We start from the raw sequence: 873 nt of genomic DNA on the forward strand, positions 1-873 counted from the left end.
TGACAGTACTTCTACGAGCGATTCAACGAGTACTTCGCTTTCTGACAGTTCGTCAACAAGTGGTAGTACTTCATTGAGTGACTCTGAAAGCACTAGTACTTCGACTTCACTAAGTGGATCCGAAAGTACAAGTACGTCGACTTCTTTAAGTGACAGTACTTCTACTAGTGACTCAACGAGCACGTCTACTTCAGAAAGTAGTAGTACTTCAACAAGTAACTCAACTAGTACTTCACTTTCTGACAGTTCATCTACAAGCGGTAGTACATCACTAAGTGACTCTGTAAGTACAAGCACTTCGTCTTCATTAAGTGACAGTACTTCAACAAGTACTTCACTAAGTGGTTCTGTTAGCACTAGTACGTCGACTTCAGAAAGTAGCAGTATTTCTACAAGTGACTCAACGAGCACGTCGACATCTGATAGTGCAAGCATGTCTACTTCTGATAGTCAATCACATAGCCATACAAATAGTATTTCTATTAGTGATTCAACAAGTAGCAGTGACTCAAATAGTAATAGCATGTCAGATAGCGCTAGTGTAAGTACATCGGATACGCCAAGTCATAGTCACTCATTCAGCCAATCAGTAAGTAGCAGTGGTTCAACAAGTGGCAGTGATTCAAACAGTCATAGCGCATCAATGTCTACGTCCGAAACACCAAGTGAAAGTATATCTCATAGTCAGAGCACAAGCGCTTCTACAAGCGACAGCACATCTCAGTCTATGTCACATAGCATGAGCGCATCATCTAGTGAATCAACTAATGTTTCACCAATGCATCCAACTTCTGAGGCACAACATCATGACAACAACAAACCTCATTCAGAAGCATTACCTGACACTGGTGAAGATGACAATCAATCTAAAGG

Annotated in this window: 1 protein-coding gene and 1 pseudogene; one reads left to right on the plus strand and one right to left on the minus strand. The window is 41.1% G+C overall.

Going from position 1 to position 873, the window contains the following annotated elements:
* Nucleotides 1-435: hypothetical protein (locus AB840_RS18115; RefSeq protein WP_048515691.1), on the minus strand; the 435-nt coding region annotated here is incomplete at its 3' end.
* Between AB840_RS18115 and AB840_RS18120 the strand changes: the two are divergent.
* Nucleotides 434-873, plus strand: a pseudogene (locus AB840_RS18120) (accessory Sec-dependent LPXTG-anchored adhesin); the annotation flags it as partial. The gene AB840_RS18115 and the pseudogene AB840_RS18120 sit on opposite strands and share 2 nt — an antisense overlap.

The sequence above is a fragment of the Megasphaera cerevisiae DSM 20462 genome, assembly GCF_001045675.1.
Lineage (GTDB): Bacteria > Bacillota > Negativicutes > Veillonellales > Megasphaeraceae > Megasphaera > Megasphaera cerevisiae.